Annotated in this window: 10 protein-coding genes; 8 read left to right on the top strand and 2 right to left on the bottom strand. The window is 32.5% G+C overall.

Translation table 11 applies throughout. From position 1 onward, the window contains the following. The first annotated feature begins 37 nt into the window (after positions 1-37). The 6 genes from GTZ96_RS16370 to ypfJ all read left to right on the top strand — a co-directional run bounded on the left by GTZ96_RS16370 (position 38) and on the right by ypfJ (position 8,987). The gene (locus GTZ96_RS16370; protein WP_161644988.1) at positions 38-1,333 is read left to right on the top strand and encodes an acetylxylan esterase; all 1,296 of its coding nucleotides are present in this window, start codon (positions 38-40) and stop codon (positions 1,331-1,333) included. Positions 1,334-1,421: 88 nt separating this feature from the next. Continuing rightward, positions 1,422-2,240 (top strand): 3-methyl-2-oxobutanoate hydroxymethyltransferase, encoded by an 819-nt coding sequence (panB, locus tag GTZ96_RS16365; protein ID WP_161644987.1) that lies wholly within the window; start codon positions 1,422-1,424, stop codon positions 2,238-2,240. 129 nt (positions 2,241-2,369) lie between these two features. After that, positions 2,370-3,059, top strand: a complete 690-nt coding sequence (locus tag GTZ96_RS16360) for an RluA family pseudouridine synthase (protein WP_161644986.1) — start codon at positions 2,370-2,372, stop codon at positions 3,057-3,059. A gap of 88 nt (positions 3,060-3,147) precedes the next feature. Next, a complete protein-coding gene (locus GTZ96_RS16355) occupies positions 3,148-3,903 on the top strand; it encodes a hypothetical protein (RefSeq protein WP_161644985.1) in 756 nt (251 codons plus the stop codon). Positions 3,904-4,035: 132 nt separating this feature from the next. Beyond that, the gene (locus GTZ96_RS16350; protein WP_161644984.1) at positions 4,036-8,097 is read left to right on the top strand and encodes a PAS domain S-box protein; all 4,062 of its coding nucleotides are present in this window, start codon (positions 4,036-4,038) and stop codon (positions 8,095-8,097) included. A 23-nt stretch (positions 8,098-8,120) separates the two neighbouring features. Then, positions 8,121-8,987, top strand: a complete 867-nt coding sequence (ypfJ, locus tag GTZ96_RS16345; RefSeq protein ID WP_161644983.1) for a KPN_02809 family neutral zinc metallopeptidase — start codon at positions 8,121-8,123, stop codon at positions 8,985-8,987. Between the two features lie 104 nt (positions 8,988-9,091). Here the strand turns inward: ypfJ and tnpA are convergent, their stop codons facing one another. Both tnpA and GTZ96_RS16335 read right to left on the bottom strand, forming a co-directional pair. After that, a complete protein-coding gene (gene tnpA / locus GTZ96_RS16340) occupies positions 9,092-9,538 on the bottom strand; it encodes an IS200/IS605 family transposase (protein WP_161644982.1) in 447 nt (148 codons plus the stop codon). A gap of 358 nt (positions 9,539-9,896) precedes the next feature. Next, the gene (locus tag GTZ96_RS16335; RefSeq protein WP_161644981.1) at positions 9,897-11,210 is read right to left on the bottom strand and encodes an ammonium transporter; all 1,314 of its coding nucleotides are present in this window, start codon (positions 11,208-11,210) and stop codon (positions 9,897-9,899) included. A gap of 904 nt (positions 11,211-12,114) precedes the next feature. Here GTZ96_RS16335 and GTZ96_RS16330 point away from each other — a divergent pair. Next, positions 12,115-13,650, top strand: coding sequence for a YifB family Mg chelatase-like AAA ATPase (locus tag GTZ96_RS16330; RefSeq protein ID WP_161644980.1), 1,536 nt, complete (start codon positions 12,115-12,117; stop codon positions 13,648-13,650). Between the two features lie 157 nt (positions 13,651-13,807). Then, positions 13,808-14,503, top strand: a complete 696-nt coding sequence (locus tag GTZ96_RS16325) for a pseudouridine synthase (protein WP_161644979.1) — start codon at positions 13,808-13,810, stop codon at positions 14,501-14,503. Positions 14,504-15,015 lie beyond the last annotated feature (512 nt).

The following is a 15,015-nucleotide window of genomic DNA, read 5'->3' as shown; positions in this document are numbered from 1 at the left end:
AATCATTATGCCCTTTGACTTTTTTAAAACCTTTTTTATGAAACTACTCTCCTATTTTTCATTATTCCTTGGACTGCTAACAATAAGTATAAAAGCTCAAAATACCCCTGCACCCATTAAATTAATTCATATTGTTCTAACTGCTAATCATCCGGATTGGAACTACAAACTCAATGAAGAGGCTACTATAAAAATTGCTGTACTTCGATATGGTTCGCCAGTTGAAAATGTCGAAATAGAATACCAATACGGTCTGGAACAATTAGCTCCAGAGAAAAAAGGACTGCTTAAATTACAAAATGGTGTTGGCGAAATCAACATTGGAACAAAAAATACGCCTGGTTTTCGTCAACTAAAAGTGCAGGCTAAAATTGATGGTTATGTGTATAAAGACGAAATCAATGTAGGCTTTGCTCCTTTTGAAATCCAACCAACTGTAAGCATGCCAAAAGATTTTGATAGCTTTTGGAAAAAAGCAATTGCCGAAAACAATAAAATCCCAATGGATGCTGTAATCACTCCTAAACCTGAATTGTCAACCGCTACAGTGGATGTTTATTTGGTGCGTTTGCAAAATTATAAATTGGGTCAATATCTCTATGGTTATTTGAGTAAACCAAAAGACAATAAACCACATCCTGTATTATTGAATCCTCCGGGAGCAGGAGTTAAAAAAATAACTCCTATAACTTCTTATGCCGAGCAGGGATTTATCAGTTTGACAACCGAAATTCATGGTGTTTCTCCTGAAATTAACGATTCTGATTTTGGAGCAGTAAGAGAAAAACTAAAAGATTATTGGGCTATAAACCTGGACAACAAAGACAATTATTATTACAAAAGTGTGTATTTAGGTTGTGTTCGCGCCATTGATTTCCTGACCAGTCTTCCTGAGTTTGACAAGAAGAATGTAGTTGTGACTGGTGGTAGTCAAGGAGGTGCATTGACCATTGTAACTGCCGGTATCGACAAAAGAATCAATTATATCGCTTCATTTTATCCTGCACTTAGCGATAATACAGGTTATTTGAACAATCGTTCTGCCGGATGGCCTTTTATGTTTAGCGATAAATATCAAAATAATAGTTCTGAAAAAATCAATACAATGAAGTATTACGATGTGGTGAATTTTGCCCGAAAAACTAGCGTTCCAGGTTTTTACTCTACTGGATATAACGACAATACCTGTTCGCCTACTTCTACCCTTTCGGCATTTAACTCGGTAAAAGCGCCTAAAGAAATTGTTATTACGCCTATTTCGGCACATTGGCGATTTAATGAAACAGATGCTAAATCGGTGAAATGGTTGCGAGAAAAATGTGGAATAGAATAGCCAAACACAATTTTAAAAATAACTAATCCCGTTTATTTATTTCATCCAAATTTGTTTTACTACTTTTGCAGTTCCTAAAACTACGACTATGTCAACAGCGAAAAAAGACTATAAAAAAATTACAACAAAGTCCTTAATTGATATGAAAGCACAAGGAGAAAAAATCTCCATGTTGACTGCTTATGATTTTACGATGGCTAAAATTGTTGATTCTGCCGGTATCGATGTGATTCTTGTGGGAGATTCGGCTTCTAATGTTATGGCTGGACACGAAACCACTTTACCAATTACGTTGGACCAAATGATTTATCACGCTTCTTCAGTAGTAAGAGGTGCTGTTAGAGCTTTAGTCGTTGTCGATTTGCCTTTTGGTAGCTACCAATCGGATCCAAAAGAAGCCTTGCGCTCTGCTATTCGAATCATGAAAGAAAGTGGTGGTCACGCCGTGAAATTAGAAGGAGGTAAAGAAATCAAAGAATCCATCAAAAAAATATTGAATGCAGGAATTCCTGTAATGGGACATTTAGGCTTAACACCGCAATCTATCTATAAATTTGGGACTTATACCGTAAGAGCCAAAGAAGAACAAGAAGCCCTAAAATTGATTGAAGATGCCAAACTGTTGGAAAAACTAGGTTGCTTCTCCTTAGTTTTAGAAAAAATTCCAGCAAAATTAGCCCAACAAATTGCCGAAAGCATTTCGATTCCTGTAATAGGTATTGGAGCTGGTTCAGGAGTAGATGGTCAAGTATTAGTGATACACGATATGCTGGGAATGAACAACGAATTTAGCCCTAGATTTTTACGTAGATACATGAATTTATACGAGGGAATGACTTCGGCTATTAGCCAATATGTAGGTGATGTGAAATCGAAAAATTTCCCTAACGAAAAAGAACAATATTAACGGCTTATAGAACTTAATAAGTCAATATTCATCCGAAAAATGCTCGAAATATTTTGAGCATTTTCTTTTTTATGTAACCGCAATCATTTTAGTAAAACAGCTATTTTTGTATTCAAATAAAGCCATTTAATGAAAGAACTTTCAAATAAAAACAACCTTCAGGTTTTGCATGAAGACAATCATATTATTGTAATCAACAAACGTGTGGGCGATATTGTTCAAGGTGATAAAACCGGAGACAAACCACTAAGCGAAGTTGTTAAAGAATACATCAAAGACAAATACAATAAACCTGGAGAAGTATTTCTTGGTGTGGTACATCGTTTAGACCGACCTACAACTGGAATTGTAGTTTTTGCCAGAACTAGCAAGGCTTTAACCCGATTGAATGAATTATTTAAAAATAGAGAAACTCAAAAAACCTATTGGGCAGTTGTAAAAAACAAGCCTTTGCAAAACGAAGCGAAACTCATTCATTACATCAAAAGAAACGAAAAAAACAATACTTCTAAAGCCCATTTAAAAGAAGTTCCTGATAGCAAAATGGCCAGTTTAGACTACCAAATCATCAAAGAACTCAACAATTATTTTGCTTTAGAAATCAATTTACATACAGGAAGACACCACCAAATTAGAGCGCAATTAGCCGCAATAGGTTCTCCAATAAAAGGCGATTTAAAATACGGATTTGACCGAAGCAATCCAGATGGAGGAATTCATTTGCACGCCCGAAAGTTAGTTTTTACCCACCCTGTTTCTAAAGAAACGCTAACCATCATTGCTCCTACACCAAACGATCCCATTTGGAATGCAGTATAATTTATTTTTTTTAGACTCTATCATAAAAAATAAAAACCTTAGATTTATACCTTCGTTAAAGAATTAATTATTTCTCTTAAAATCAACTATGAAATCAAATAAAAGCCGAATTCAAGACTTAAAAACCAATGGATATCCTTTAGAATTTGAAACTGTTTTTAACCTTGCTTTTGAAAATTATAAAAAAATAGCCCTTTATGCTGGCTTATTGTTTTTGGTTTCCACTGTTTTTTTCATGATTGCAGCCTTTTTAATAATTGCCTTTACTTATGGAATTAAAAATTTTCAAGAACTAATAAAACCTGGGAATTTTGATCCTAAAAATGTATCCGATAATTTTTTATTAGCTTACGTTGGCTGTGTCACTTTATTTAGTTGTTTGATTAGTCCGTTTTTTGCCGGATTTATCAAAATGGCTCATTGTGCCCACCTAGACGAAGAATTTCATGTATCTACCGTTTTTGAATATTATAAATGGCCTTACTTCAAAGAACTCTTTTTCGTCACTTTTATTATTTCAGTTATAAGTTTTGGATTTTCTTCAATCCTTGATACAACCGGAATTCCTATGCTAGGAATCTTAGCTTCTTTAACCGTTTCTTTTCTAAGCATACTCGCTATTCCATTAATTATCTTCAGTGATTTTAATGCCGTTGAAGCCATAACTACTAGTGCTACTTTAGTTTTAAAACAACCGTTGCTTCTTTTAGGACTTATGGTTATTACTTATTTAGCTGTTATAACAGGGTTTTTCTTTTTTATGATTGGATTGTTCTTCACACTTCCTTTTTTGTATTCCATGTATTATGCCATCTATAATACTATTATTGGTTTTGAGGAATAAAAGACTTTCCTTTACAAAAACAGCTGAAATCTTTTCAACAAAAGCATTACGTTTTTCTTTTAATTATTGTTATTTTTAGCAAACTTTCAGTGCTTATTTTGTTAAAAAATATTCCGCATTTAATTATTAAATATGATACTACACTATAGCTTTTTATTAAAAACCTTTACAGAAAGCATTGGCATTAGTGGTGGTAACAATTTGTCGGTAATTAAAATGTTTGATATAATGGATCAATTGCCTATTGATAAAAATCTTTATCGAACTGTTGTGCCATTTATCTTTTTAATCATTTTCTTACTGATTTATAAATTTCATAAAATTAAATATGCCATTGGGGATAAATTCATCAAGAACTTTAGCTCTCAATATTCTGAAAACAAAGAATGTCAACTCCATTTTCTTTTCTTAGGAATCATTGTTTTAATATTAGAATTAACCTTTGAGTTTTTTAAGTTAAGACCTAAAAGCATGTTATTTACTAATCTTAGTATTTCATTTTTCTTAATTGGGATTGCTTATATTAGTACAAAATCAGATTTCGTTTTTCGCAACATAAAAAAAATCTTCCGAATCGTTTTTGTTGTTGCCTTTTTTAATGTTTGTAGGAATTTAATTCATTTATCTGACGATAATATCCCTTTTTTAGGCTTTCTTTTATTTGTTTATTTCTCATACAATATTTTGAAACCGTCAAAACTTTATTGGCTTTTTGTTGCTTTCACTTTTAGCTATCTCATTAGTGTTTCATTATTAAAACTGGCACCTTTAAACAGACTTACCGTTATTTTTAATTACACCTTAGTAGTGGTTTTTATCAATTATATTCGTCATATGTCTATTCAAGATTTAAATGATAAATTCCAGTTTTACAATCAAATTATCAATAAAGGGAATTCGTTGATTATGGCAAAAAATAGAAACAATAAAATTGTTTTTTGTAGCGAAAATGTAAAAAGTATTTTGGGTTATCCTGTGGGAGAAATCATGGGGTATGGTTATTATAAATTAACCGAAAATCCCGAAATAACCTCAAAAGAATCTTTTGAAAGTCAGATAAATGACAAAATATTTATTCAAAAATTACAATGTAAAAACAGAGACATCAAATTCATCCAATGGAATAACAAACAATTTTCTGACGATTTAATCATTGGAATAGGACAAGATATAAGCAATGAAGTTCAAATTCAAAATCAATACCGAAATTTAATTCAAAATGCTCAAGATTTTATCTATGAAATTGACTTAGAAGGCAAAATTATTTTTGTAAACAATTATACACTAAAAACCTTGGGGTATACTGAAGGTCAAATGTTAAATCAACATTATTCTCAGTTTATTAGAGATGATTATACCGCAATACTAAACAGCTTTTACACTAGCAGTAATTCTGAAAATGGTTCCGAATTTCCATTAGTAGAACTTCCTATTTTGAAAAAAAATGGTGAAATGCTATGGGTAACCCAAAAAGTAATGCTTAGCCATAACGATTTGGGCAAAATAAAAGGATACTCAAGTATTTCCAGAGACATCACTTTTTTAAAAAATATTGAGATTGAAAAACAAAAAAGAGAACAAAAAAATAAAAAGTACAGTGAAAATTTAAAACAATTTACTGCTAAAAGTTATTCAATTCATGAAACATTAGAAACAAAATTAAAATCAATACTCGAAAACACCTCTAAAACAATCGACGCTAATAGAGTGAGCTATTGGGAGTCTTTTGATGATAAAATTAAATGTCTTCTACTATATGATTCAAAAACAAATGAATTTACAGATGGATGCGTATTGACTAAAGCGCTTTATCCTAAATATTTTCAATCCATAGAAAGTAAAACCTCTTTAGTTGCTTCTGATGTCAGGAACAATATCATAACAAAAGAATTACACACTAATTATCTTAAAAAAAATAATATTTATTCGATGATAGACACCCCCGTTTTTATAAACGGGAAACTAATAGGTATTCTTTGTATAGAAGTCACCAATACTATCAAACAATGGGATAATGAAGATATTAATTTTGCCAGAGCAATTGCTGACAGTATTACCATCGCTTTTGAATCTAAAAGAAGACTGGAAGTAGAAGAAAAATTGACTTACAAAAGTGAATTACTTTCGGCAATGAATTTATGTACGGAACGATTTTTAAATGTAAAAAATATTGATAATGTTTTCTCGGATGTGCTTATTATCATTGGAAAAGCAACCAAATCCTACCGCAGTTTTTATTACCAAAATGACAGTACAAATCAAACCATTAGTCAAAAATACCGTTGGACAAATGGTAATGATACTTTAACAGAATTAAATCCTGACTATCAAAATTTACCCTATTCTTTTTTTGGTGAATTTAACCCTACCCAAATAGAAAATAGAGTTTACCAAGTTGTCGTTTCAAACATAAAAGACCCTTTATTAAAGAAAAAACTTGAAGCATTGGATGCTGCTTCGTTAATACTTTTTCCTGTTTTTGTTAAAAATAAATTCCATGGTGTTCTTGGTTTAAATGATTTGAATGAAGATAGAATTTGGGCTGATGATGAAGTGCAAATTTTGCAAACATTAACCATGAATATTGGCTCTTCTATAGAGCGAATTGAATCCGAAATTGCTATTAACGAGAGTGAAGAAAAGTTCCGATTATTAGCCAATAATATTCCTGGAACCGTATACTTATCTGAAAATGATGAAGATTATACCAAAATATATCTTAATGATGAGATTGAAAAACTTACGGGTTATCCAAAAGAGGATTTCCTTGAAAAAAGAATCCGATTCAAAGATTTAATTCATCACGATGATTTAGAAAAAACCCTTATAAAATCAAGTGCTAAATTATTAAAACTAGAAGCTTTTCACATCACCTATCGTATCATAAATAAGAAAGGAGACATTGTTTGGATAGATGAATTTATTGATACTGTTGTTAAAAACGGAGAAATTAAATATATCGAAGGTATTATGCTTGATATTAGCAAGCGTAAAGAAGCCGAAAAAGCCATTAAAGCTAAAGAATATGCAGAAACAGCCAATAAAGCCAAATCGGAGTTTTTAGCTAATATGAGCCATGAAATTAGAACACCTCTTAATGGAATAATTGGTTTTACCGATTTATTAATGAAAACGGAACTGGATCATATTCAGGAAAAACACATGATTACGGTAAATCAATCGGCTCATACTTTATTGGAGATTGTAAATGATATTTTAGATTTTTCAAAAATAGAAGCCGGTAAACTTGAATTACATATTGAAAAACAAAAAATAAAAGAATTACTAACCCAGGTCATTGACTTAATTCATTTTGAAGCCAATCAAAAAAACTTAAAATTAGAGTTACATATTGCCGATGATGTTCCTAATTATTTTTGGATTGACATTGTTAGAATCAAACAAGTACTGATCAATCTATTATCCAATGCTGTTAAATTTACAGAAAAAGGAATCGTTAAATTAAATATCTCTGTAAAAGAAAAATCAAGCGATACTCAAACTAAAATACGCTTTGCAGTAGTTGATTCCGGTATTGGAATTTTAGAACAAAATCAAAGAAAAATATTCAAAGCCTTCTCTCAGGAAGACAGTTCCACTACCAAAAAATTTGGAGGAACAGGTCTTGGATTAACTATTTCAAACAAGCTTCTGAACTTAATGAATAGTCACTTAAAGTTAAAAAGTGAAATAAGAAAAGGAAGTTGTTTTTATTTTGATTTAGATTTAAAAACAAATAATCTTTTATTAGAGAAAGAACCTTCAAAACAACTAGCGGTAACTGTAGAAAAAACTAACTTTCTTGAGGCTAATCCTAATTTGCAAAACTCAAAAATTTTGCTTGTTGAAGACAACAAAATAAACATGCTTTTACTAAGAACCATCATAAAAAACACAATTCCTGAAGCTAGAATTTTTGAAGCTTCAAATGGACTTGAGGCTATTACTCAATTTGAAAATAGTCTTCCTGATATTATTTTTATGGATATTCAAATGCCAATAATGAATGGTTATGAAGCTACTGAGGAAATTAGAAAACTAACATTAGGAAAAAATGTTCCTATCATAGCCATTACTGCCGGGACAGAAAAAGAAGAAAGAAACAAATGTATCGAAATGGACATGAATGATTATATTTCGAAACCAATTGTAAAAGGAATCATTGAAAAAACACTAACAAAATGGGTTAAATAATTATCAACTAAAAAAACAACGCTATGAAATGGATTGGTAGAAGACAAAGTGACAATGTCGAGGACAGAAGAGGAATGTCCTCTGGAGGAAAAACAGTTATTGGCGGTGGAATTCTTGGAATTATCATTTTATTAATAAATGTTTTTGGAGGTGAAAATGCCCAAATGATTACTCCTGTACTAGAGCAGTTAAATCAAGGGCAAAAACAACCACCAACTGAACAAAGAGACTTAACTGCAAAAGAACTCGAAGAACAAGCCTTTGTAAAAACCATACTTGCTGACAATGAAGATGTATGGACTAAAATTTTTGAAGAAAATAATTTAGAATATAAAAAACCAAATGTGGTTTTGTTTAGCGGTGGAGTTCAAACAGGCTGTGGCAATGCTTCTTCCGATTCCGGTCCTTTTTATTGTCCTGCCGACCAAAAAGTATATATGGATTTGACTTTTTTTGAAGAACTAAAAACCAGATTTGGAGCACAAGGTGGTGATTTTGCCACTGCTTATGTAATTGCTCACGAAATAGGCCATCATGTACAAACTTTATTAGGAACTTCGGATAAAATGAGACAAATGCAACAAGGCAAAACTAAGGCTGAAGCCAATAAATTATCGGTTGCCTTAGAACTACAAGCTGATTTTTATGCCGGGGTTTGGACGCATTACAACCAGCAAATGAACAACATGCTGGAAGAAGGTGATATTGACGAGGCTCTAAGCGCTGCTCATGCTGTAGGAGACGATGCTATTCAAGCTAAAATGCAAGGTCATATTGTTCCTGAATCTTTCACACACGGAACTTCTGAACAACGTAAATATTGGTTTATGAAAGGCTATAAATCAGGAGATATTAAACAGGGAAATACTTTTGCAGAACTAGGATTCTAAGCAAAAGAACAATTTATTTTACACAAAAAACAGGGATTGCTATTGTCAGCAATCCCTGTTTTTTTTTGCGTAATAAACTACCTCGGGGCAGAGCCCCAGAGGTATTAGAACATCGATAATTGTTGACTGTGTATTTTTTTATATTCTTTTTCTTTTCCTTGAGATTTTACATAATTTTGAATTGTATTTTCATCCCCATGCTTTCCTACTGTATTGACATAAAAACCTTTAGACCAAAACTCTCCTCCCCAAAGCTTTTGCTTTACTTCTGGATGCCTTTTAAATATTTCTTTTGCTGTTATACTTTTTACTATTCGAATTATTTTTGTCGGACTTTCCATTGGAACACTTTGAATGAGAAAATGAACATGGTCTTGATCGCTTCCTATTTCGACAAAAACAATATCATATCGTTTAGAAATCTCAATACATATCTCTTTCAAACTTTGTTCAACATTACTACTAAAAACAATTCGCCTATATTTTGCAGGACATACAAAATGATATAACAAAACTGAAACATTATGACTTTTATGTATATACTCGCTCACAACACAATATTACAAAAAAAGAGTCGAAGCAGAGCTTCGAGGAATTAAACCCAAGAGATTAAAAAACAGTTTTTTGTTTACCTCACCCCAACCCTCTCCAAAGGAGAGGGAGTTGGAAAATTGGATTATTTTATATTTCTAAATGGTATTATTGCTTTCACAAAAAGCAATATAAATGACCTTTACATTGCCAGACTGAGCAGAGTCGAAGTCCTAATTAAAAAATGTCGTAAATTAAAAGTCAATAACATTATTTAATTCTAAAACATCATTTCTATTCGATTTACAGCAATAAAAAAAAGCTTAGTTAACGGGTTAACTAAGCTTTTCTATATTTATTAAACTTAAGAAATATTGATTACAAATATTCTCCGTGTTGAGAAATATCTAAACCTAATTCTTCTTTATCTTCTGTAACTCTTAAAGGAGTAATTTTGTTAACAATAAAGAACAAAGCATAAGAACCAACAAATGCAAAGATAGATACAAGAACTAAGGCTGTCAATTGATGAATAAACAAAGTAGATTCACCAAAGATAAGTCCTTGATCTACTACAGCAGCATTCACATCTTTAGAAGCAAAAACTCCTGTTAACAACATACCTACCATACCACCAACACCGTGACAAGCAAATACATCTAAAGCATCATCAATTTTTCCTTTTGGAAATTTACTAACCATAAAGTTACTTACAATACTACTAAATAAACCAATAAAGATTGCATGTGGAATACTTACAAATCCGGCAGCAGGTGTAATAGCTACTAAACCTACAACAGTTCCAATACAAGCTCCCATAGCAGATAATTTATGACCTAAAATTTTATCCATAAATACCCAAGCCATACCAGCAGCAGCAGCAGCAACAGATGTTGTTCCTAAAGCCTGAACCGCTAATTCGTTAGCTCCTAGAGATGAACCCGCATTGAATCCAAACCATCCAAACCATAATAAACCTGTTCCTAACAATACATAAGTAATACGAGCCGGATTAACTTTTTGTACTTTTCTTTTTCCTAAGAAGATTGCCCCTGCAAGCGCAGCCCAACCAGCACTCATGTGTACTACTGTACCTCCGGCAAAGTCTAATACTCCCATTTTAAAGAACAATCCATCAGGATGCCATGTCATGTGACATAAAGGAGCATAGATAAATAAAATAAATAATACCATGAACAACATATAAGCCCAAAAACGAACTCTTTCAGCAAAAGCTCCTGTAATTAAGGCTGGAGTAATAACCGCAAACTTAGCTTGAAACAAAGCAAACAACATAAAAGGAATTGTAGGTGCTAAACTCCATGCTGTATGAGTACCAACCCCTTGAAAGAAAGAATAAGTTGTTGGATCTCCAATGAAACCTCCGATAGTAGTTCCAAAAGACAAACTAAATCCAACTACAACCCATAATACAGTAACAATAATCATTGCCATAAAACTTTGCAACATTGTACTGATAACATTTTTTTTACCAACCATACCACCATAGAAAAAACCTAATCCTGGAGTCATAATTAATACAAGTGCTGTAGCGACAATCAACCAAGCTGTATCACCTGTATTGAAAGCTACTGCTTCTGAAGGAACTGGATTTCCAGTTAAAATAAAACTTGAAAATAGTGTAACGATTAAAAGAGCAATCATTATCACACTTAAACTGATTTTTCTCATTGTTTTTTGGTTTAAAATTTTATCAAAAATATAAAATGATTAATAGCCCCCCTAAAAAACAGCAACAAATGTTTTAACTTTTACCATTAATTCAATTAACCCCCTTAAATTTTACGGGTACTAAGCTCAAAATATGTAAAAAATAACGATTTGTTAAATTTCAACCAGACTATTTTTTGGAATTTCATAAAGAATCCAGATTTTAACATCTTTTTATTAAAGTGAATTCTTATTATATTTTATTTTTCGCAAAAGAAAATCGATTTAACCAATTATTTTGCTGGTATAATCTAAATTTCATAAATAAAGTCCATCAAATATCTAATAAAAACAGAAAAAACATTTTTTCCTTTATTTAACAATTCTTTTAGAATGTATCATATCAACCACTTAGGTCTTAAAATTAGTATTAAAAATTACTATTTGCAATATCTTATTCTTTATTTCCATAAATAAAACAGTAGTATTTCTTTTGAAATCGATAATTAATAAGCCGTTGGGTGTAATTATTAAATACGTCTGTTCTAGGTATAATTTTTATTCTAAAAAAGTAATCTAAATGAATTATAAATAAAAACAATGTTGTTTTCAATACTTAACTGTCCTTAGCTTCCGCAGTCGAGTGTCAAATGTTTGAAGGATACGTAAAAAGAAAATCTGTTTGAGCGTAGCGAGTTATTTTCTTTTAGACTCGAGCCAAAGGCGAACAGAGCGAAGCTAATTCGAAAACTAATTTGACCGACGAGGAAGCGCAAGACTTGATTTTTTTGTTTCTTTTTTGATCAAGCAAAAAAGAAAATTGGCAAAGCAGATTATGCCAACGTCTATTTATTTTTCATTAAAACTTCTAACCAAATTATTCTTGTATTTTAAAATTTATTATTTTTAATAAAAAATATCCGACATGCTAGTAAAAACCTATGGAAGTGCCGTTTTTGGAGTAGAAGCAACAACAGTCACCGTTGAAGTCAACATCGATAAAGGAGTAGGTTATCATTTAGTAGGACTACCTGATAACGCTATCAAAGAAAGTAGTTATCGGATTGCAGCTGCTTTAAAAAACAATGGTTATATGTTGCCCGGCAAAAAAATAACCATCAATATGGCTCCTGCCGATTTACGCAAAGAAGGTTCCGCTTACGACCTAACGCTTACTTTGGGCATTCTTGTGGCCTCAGGACAAATAAAAGGAGACGAAATAGACCAATACGTCATCATGGGAGAATTATCCCTTGATGGAAGCCTCCAACCCATTCGTGGCGCTTTACCCATTGCCATAAAAGCAAAAGAAGAAGGTTTTAAAGGTTTCTTTCTTCCAAAACAAAATGTAAAAGAAGCTGCTATAGTTAAAGGACTAGATGTTTATGGTATCGAAAACGTACAAGAAATAATTGATTTCTTCGAAGGAAAAGGAAATCTGGAACCAACCAAAATTGATACTCGCGCCGAATTCTATAAAGATTTGGATTTTCCCGAATTTGATTTTTCTGATGTTAAAGGTCAGGACAGTATTAAAAGATGTATGGAAATTGCGGCGGCTGGCGGACACAATATTATTTTAATTGGCCCTCCCGGTGCAGGAAAAACAATGCTAGCTAAACGTTTACCAAGTATCCTTCCTCCTATGACTTTACACGAAGCCTTAGAAACTACTAAAATTCATAGTGTAGCCGGGAAATTAAAAGAAGTGGGATTAATGAATCAAAGACCTTTCCGCAGTCCGCATCACACGATTTCAAATGTGGCACTAGTCGGCGGCGGAAGTTATCCACAACCTGGCGAAATATCAATGGCACACAATGGTGTTTTATTTTTAGATGAATTACCCGAATTCAAACGAGATGTACTTGAAGTAATGCGTCAACCGCTGGAAGATAGAGAAGTAACTATTTCAAGAGCCAAATTTACGGTCACCTACCCTTCTTCATTCATGTTAGTTGCAAGTATGAACCCAAGTCCAAGTGGATTTTTTAATGATCCAAGTGCAGCGCAAACCGCTTCTCCTTATGAAATGCAACGTTATTTAAGTAAAATCTCTGGTCCTTTATTAGATCGAATTGACATTCATATTGAAGTTACCCCTGTTCCTTTCGAAAAATTATCTGATAATCAAAAAACCGAAAACAGTATGACGATTCGACAAAGAGTGACGGCAGCACGCGAAATTCAATCGACACGATTTGAAAAGATGGACAACATTCATTATAATGCACAAATGAACACCAAACACATCCGAGAATATTGTGTTCTGGACGAAGATTCAAAATCATTATTAAAAAATGCGATGGAACGATTGAATCTTTCGGCCCGGGCTTACGATAGAATTTTGAAAGTATCACGCACTATAGCCGACTTAGATGCTTCCGAAGCAGTATTTTCATCTCACATTGCCGAAGCCATTCAATACAGAAGTTTGGATCGTGATGGATGGTTGGGGTGATATTTCAGATTTTTGATCAACGGGAGACAATTTTAATAACAGTTTTAGCAATCGTAATCTTCTATTTTGTTTTTCGAACTAAAATGAAAAAAGCAAAGTATAGAAATAAATAAGTCAAAAAAGAGATTTCAATAGAAATCTCTTTTATTTTTGCCAAATGTTAGAAATTCTTTACCAAGACGAATATATTATAGCAATTAATAAACCAAGTGGATTGTTGGTCCACAAATCATTTTATGCGCGCGATGCAAAAATTTTTGCTATTCAGGAATTGAGAAATCAAATAGGCCAACACGTTTATCCTATTCATCGGTTGGATCGCAAAACATCTGGTGTTTTGTTATTTGCGTTGGATACAGCCGTTTTAAAAATTATGAATGATCGTTTTGCCACACGCGAAGTCGAAAAAAAATATTTAGCAATTTTACGTGGTTGGTCACCCGAAGAACTAACGATTGATTATGATTTAACCAATGATGATGGCATTACACAAAATGCAATAACATACTTTCATCGATTGCAAAGTACCAAAATTGAGTTAGAATTTAACAATCAACCAACGTCCCGATATTGTTTGGTAGAAGCGATTCCTGAAACCGGACGTATGCATCAATTACGAAAACATTTCAAACATATTTTTCATCCCATTTTAGGAAGTCGTCCACATGGCTGTAACAAACAAAATAAATTATGGTTGGAGAATTTTGAACTGAAAGGAATGATGCTTCATGCACATCAGTTAATTTTTAATCATCCAATAACAAATGAACAACTCATCTTGAATGCAAAGATTAATGAAGAGTTTAGCAGAGTTGGTACTATTCTTAATCTAGATTTGAATAAGTATGAATAGAATAATAATTTGTAAATTAATGCTTTAAATTATTGTTGTATTTGGAAACAACAGCTTTCAGTATAAAGAGGAGCAGATTTCAGATTTTTGATCAACGAATTTTAATTTCAGATGTTTATCACAGCGTTCCACAAAGTCTCCGACTTTGCGGAAGGGACTTTCGGTTTTTAACCGATTTTGTTTTTCAAATATTTGAATTTTAAAGTCAGTCGGAGACTGAAAAACACACACTCAAAGTCGGAGACTTTGCGTAGCGGGGGGCTGGGATTAAATTTAGCCCTATTTTCGGATTTGCCACCCGAGCGATAGCGAATAGGCGAAGCAAATCATCCCAAATACAAAATCAACTTTCCATTAAGCCAATTGCTCAAATCCGTTGTAGTACCTGTTGAACTAAACCTTCGGTAGCACTTACCGTAGTTTTAGTACCTTACGAATATAATTAAATTTCGTAAGTTATGGCTACAAAAAAAAGCATCCAGAAGATTTAAGAGAAAATAAAATTCTCAATC

This window comes from Flavobacterium undicola (assembly GCF_009909155.2).
Taxonomy (GTDB): Bacteria; Bacteroidota; Bacteroidia; order Flavobacteriales; family Flavobacteriaceae; genus Flavobacterium; species Flavobacterium undicola.
Note: the sequence above shows the minus strand (reverse complement) of the source record. Positions and strands in the feature narration are given on the sequence as shown.